The following is a 4,808-nucleotide window of genomic DNA, read 5'->3' as shown; positions in this document are numbered from 1 at the left end:
ATTTTGTATAATTCGTACGCTTGATCGGAATTGGTTTGGTAAAACGATTTAGCGTTAATGCTAAATTTCAGTCCTTCCATTTCCTCTAGGATGTAATCGCGCCCTTTGTATAATTTAATATCCGTATCATATAAGGTATCATTCGCCTTATTGTTCACCACGTATTGCAGTGAAGTAATTTGAGGGAATTTCTCGTATAAGTGATCCAAGATCAGCTCTCTATTGGCTTTATCGTTTTCAAAAAACTGAATCAAAACCATGATTTCACCAGTCGATGCCGTACGCAACATCAAAGTTCGCAATAAACCTGAATGTTCTCTTGGGTTAAAAAAGGTAAGTCCGTTAGCGTTAGCAAAATCACGAACTTCATTTCTAATCGCGTTCGATGGATCTTCCTGTAAATGACATTTATTGATATCTAGAATTTTATCCCACATTTTCGGAATGTGAAATCCTAGTGCATTACGGTTTCCTAGATCTTCTGTACTCGCGATTTCCGCTTCGGTTAACCAACGGCTATTCGAAAACGAAAATTCCATTTTGTTGCGGTAGAAAAACTTTTTCTCTGAACCTAGAATCGCTTCGAATTCAGGTAATTCAATTTTTCCAATACGTTGCAAGTGATTTTTGACCTCGTTTTGTTTAAAAACAAGTTGTTGGTCGTAATTCATATTCTGCCATTTACAACCTCCACAAACACCAAAATGCTCGCAAACAGGTTCCACACGATGCTCTGAGAATTCATGAAAATGAACTGCTTTACCCTCGTAATACGCCTTACGTTTCTTAAATGTTTGCACATCTACCACATCGCCAGGCACGACATTAGGGATAAAAACAACCTTACCATCGGGAGCCTTTGCTACCGAAACGCCTTTTGCACCAGCATCAAGGACTTTTATTTGATGAAAGACAACTTTGTCTGTATTTTTCTTAGCCATGGCGCAAAAATAAGCGTTTGTAAACTTTTATAAATTTAATTTATCAAATATTTTCAAAAAAGGCTGTTTTTTATCTGAGCCTATTCCTGCTTTCCGCCTCAAATCCTCGGTTCGCAGGCAATAGCCCTAAGCTGTTGCAGGAGCTTCCTCCGGTCGCTCTGCAGCAGCAAGGGCTAGTAAGCCTGCCATCCTGCGGGTTTTCCGCTGCAATCAGGGGCAGAGAAGTAGTACACTTTGATGTTGATGATTGTAAAGTTAGAAACCGCTCACACAGCGATAAGAATGCTGAAAAAGTCAATGTGAGGCATCATCACTACTTTTATAGGAATTATGAATTAGTAAAATTAGAAAACCAAAAACCACAGCGCCTAAAATCAAGGCATTATTGATAATGCCGTGAACTGAAAAAGAAAGTTTTATTAGTATGGTCGAGATTACAAAACCCGAATTCCTTATGATTTTATGAAAACTGTCAGAATAGAAAAAAGAGAAAAGCAACAAGATCACGTCGATTATAATTAGTAGAATAAAGAAATCCTCAAAGAAAATATTATTAATATTTTTAAAAGTGGCAATATCATTCCATCCACTTTCTTGACAGATGATTATCCAATTGACAAATGAATAAACAGCAAGAACAAGAACTACAGGAATTAAAATAGTAGCGATCGTTTTTTTTAATTGGATGAACTTGTTAATTTTTAATTGTGTTTGTGCGGCAATATTTTTATTGATTTCCTTGGTGGCTTGCTGCTCTAGTTTTTTATAAAATTGCTGAATCAAAAAGAAAAGAATAATCGCCGTTACTAGGTCATACGTAAATTGTAAATCATTTTCAGATTGAAACCAGTCCCCCGAAAGTTCCATATACCCTATATCCTTAAATATTCTTCTAATTACAATAAGAGTTATGATTTCGTATTGTTTCCCAATATAGCTCGAAATAGATCTTGGTAAATAAAATACAAGCAAAAACACCTCATAAACTAGAATGAACGAAAAGGGAGTGTATACTGCAGATATGGGACTTTTAGTAAGCTTTGAACTAAGGTGAATTAGGTCTTGGTCTACTAAAAAAATAATTAGTAAATGCGCTAGAAAACTAACAATAGCTATCCCTATGATGATGCGCTCGAGGCGTTCTCTAAAACTTTCGGATAAAAAATTACTGAATATTTTTTTCATTGATACAAATCGATATTTAGGGCGTGACCAGGTTAAGGAAATACTTTTGTTTAGGAAACGGAAGCATTTTTTATAACTAAATTAAACGACGCTTTCGCTACACTTTGCAACGCTACCAAAGCTATGAAAACTATTTTATTTAAAAACTAGAAAAGTGATATTTTGTTGCTGTAAACTAGCAGGTTATGAAACGGCCAACTGTCTACTATTTTGACCAATTAGTGTAAAAAAATGCAATACTTATTATTTTTTCAAAATGAAATTTACCCTCAATATTAGAGATAAAACAGTCATAAAATTTTACTAAACCAGTATAATAGTGACTATTTAAATTTAAAAATTCTTATTTTTAAGAAAAACCATAATTATGAAAATAGTAAACACCACATTATGCCTCGTTTTTTTATTGTTTTTTGGGTCTTTGACACAAGCACAAAAAAGCGGTAACTCTAAAGTAGATAGCAACATTCCATTAGTGGTTTCTGAAAGTTTCAACGGTATGTATTCAGAGAAAGATCCCGTTTGGTTTTCTAGATATAAAGGCGAAGGAGATCAAACGTTAGTGTATATTGCTAAATTTATCTTTGACAAACGCTATTGTCAAGCCATTTATGGAATCAACGGCAATCAAATTGCTTTCGCTGCAACTGTAGATTATAAAGAGTTGCCTGAAGCTGCTAGAATGTATATGAAACAAAACTATCCTACTTTTGCAATTGCTGATGCCGTTCTAGTAACAGATTCTGATAAAGAAGTCACGTATGAAATAGGAATTTATATTGATGCTGAGTATGTGATTCAAGTCTTTTCAAGAGATGGAACTTTTATAAAAAATACGAAAGCGTAATGACCATTTTGTGTAAGGAAGAGACGTGTTTTACTTTCATAAATTGTAGTCTGACTTCTTCGACAGTGCAAATCGTAAGGAATGTATTCTTGCATTAGGGATAGCAGTGGCATCCTTTAGGGAATCGTTTTTTAACGATGCCCTAAAGATAGAACGAATAGCCCGCCCTTGTGCCAATCGGGATAGTGTTTTGGATTTAAGGGTTCTGGCATAAGGGAATGCCCAAAGCAGAAAAGGACTAATTTTCGAATATTAATTTTAACAGCAAAAAGTAAGAATAAATCATAAAATATCTACATAAAGACAATATATTTACGGGATTATTATTTAGTATTCTGTTTTATGAAAAAATTACTTTATTTATCGCTTTTATTTATTTCAGCGACGCTCCTGGCTCAAGAAAATAAACCGAATTATGTTGCCGATAATTATACCAAAAAAGAGGTACACATTAAAATGAGAGACGGAGCAGAATTGTTTACCGTAATTTACTCACCAAAGGATGTTTCTAAAAAATATCCAATCATCATGCAACGTACGCCTTACAATGCGTCTCCATATGGTGCAACAGAATTTAAACGTAGCATAAGTCCTAGTGAAACCATGATGAAGGAAGGCTACATTGTTGTTTACCAAGACGTTCGTGGTCGGTGGATGAGCGATGGTTTGTACGACAATATGCGTGCTTTTATTCCGAACAAGAAAACGAAAAAAGATATCGATGAAGCATCAGATACTTACGATACCATTGATTGGTTGGTGAAAAACACACCAAATAATAACGGAAATGTTGGTGTTTGGGGAATCTCTTACCCTGGATTTTACTCGACTTATTCGTTGTTGAGTAACCACCCAGCTTTGAAAGCGGTTTCGCCACAAGCTTGTATAAGTGATTTTTTCTTTGATGATTTTCACCATAATGGAGCTTATTTATTAAGCTACTGGAAAGCCACACCTTTATTTGGGATCCAAAAAACAGAACGAACCACTAAAGCTTGGTACCAAATGCCAGATTTAGGAACTAAGGATGATTATCAATTTTTTCTAGATGCAGGACCATTGTCAAACTTAGATAAATACTACGGTAAGGACAACGAGTTTTGGCAACAGCTAAAAGACCATGCTAGCTACGATGATTTCTGGCAAAAGAGAGGGATTTTACAACATCTAAAAAATATTAAACCTGCTGTCATGACAGTAGGTGGCTTTTTTGATGCAGAGGATTTATACGGACCATTAAATACCTACCAAGCAATAGAAAAAAGCAGTAAAAACTACAATACTATTGTAATGGGACCTTGGAGCCATGGAGATTGGGCAAGAAACTCAGCGAATGCTACTATTGGAAATATTAATTTTGGAGACAGTATTTCAGGCTTTTACCAAAAGAATATTGAAGCCAACTTTTTCCGTCACTTTTTGAAAGACAACGGTAAAGGAGAAAATAAATTACCAGAAGCCTATATGTTTGACACCGGAGCTAAAGAGTGGAAAACCTATGGCGCATGGCCTCCTAAAAACACGGAGAAACAAGATTTTTACTTGCAAGGAAATAAATTATCTCGTCAAGGGCAGCGTAACTTTGCTTTTGAAGAGTTTGTAAGTGATCCTAAGAAACCAGTTCCTTTTACGGAGGATATCAACCAAAGAGGAATCACACCTAGAAAATACATGACTGATGACCAGCGTTTTGCTGCGCGTCGCCCAGATGTACTTGTTTTTGAAACTTCGGTTTTAGAAGATGATACTACACTTGCTGGAGATATTTTAGCGAAATTACAAGTAGCAACCACAGGAACGGATGCGGACTGGGTTGTTAAAGTAATTGATGTTTT

4 protein-coding genes are annotated in these 4,808 nt (G+C 35.5%); 2 read left to right on the top strand and 2 right to left on the bottom strand.

What is annotated here, in order from left to right:
• Together P8M54_RS10650 and P8M54_RS10645 are read right to left on the bottom strand one after the other, a co-directional pair.
• On the bottom strand, positions 1-941 hold a 941-nt coding region (locus tag P8M54_RS10650), incomplete at its 3' end, for a TRAM domain-containing protein (RefSeq protein ID WP_300287821.1).
• 294 nt (positions 942-1,235) lie between these two features.
• Complete coding sequence (locus P8M54_RS10645) at positions 1,236-2,126, bottom strand: hypothetical protein (protein WP_300287820.1); 891 nt, start codon at positions 2,124-2,126, stop codon at positions 1,236-1,238.
• A 367-nt stretch (positions 2,127-2,493) separates the two neighbouring features.
• Between P8M54_RS10645 and P8M54_RS10640 the strand changes: the two genes are divergently transcribed.
• Together P8M54_RS10640 and P8M54_RS10635 are read left to right on the top strand one after the other, a co-directional pair.
• Complete coding sequence (locus P8M54_RS10640) at positions 2,494-2,973, top strand: hypothetical protein (protein WP_300287818.1); 480 nt, start codon at positions 2,494-2,496, stop codon at positions 2,971-2,973.
• Positions 2,974-3,315: 342 nt separating this feature from the next.
• The coding region (locus tag P8M54_RS10635) for a CocE/NonD family hydrolase (protein ID WP_300287817.1) at positions 3,316-4,808 on the top strand (1,493 nt) is incomplete at its 3' end.

The sequence above is a fragment of the Flavobacterium sp. genome (assembly GCF_029242675.1).
GTDB lineage: Bacteria > Bacteroidota > Bacteroidia > Flavobacteriales > Flavobacteriaceae > Flavobacterium.
Note: the sequence above shows the minus strand (reverse complement) of the source record. Positions and strands in the feature narration are given on the sequence as shown.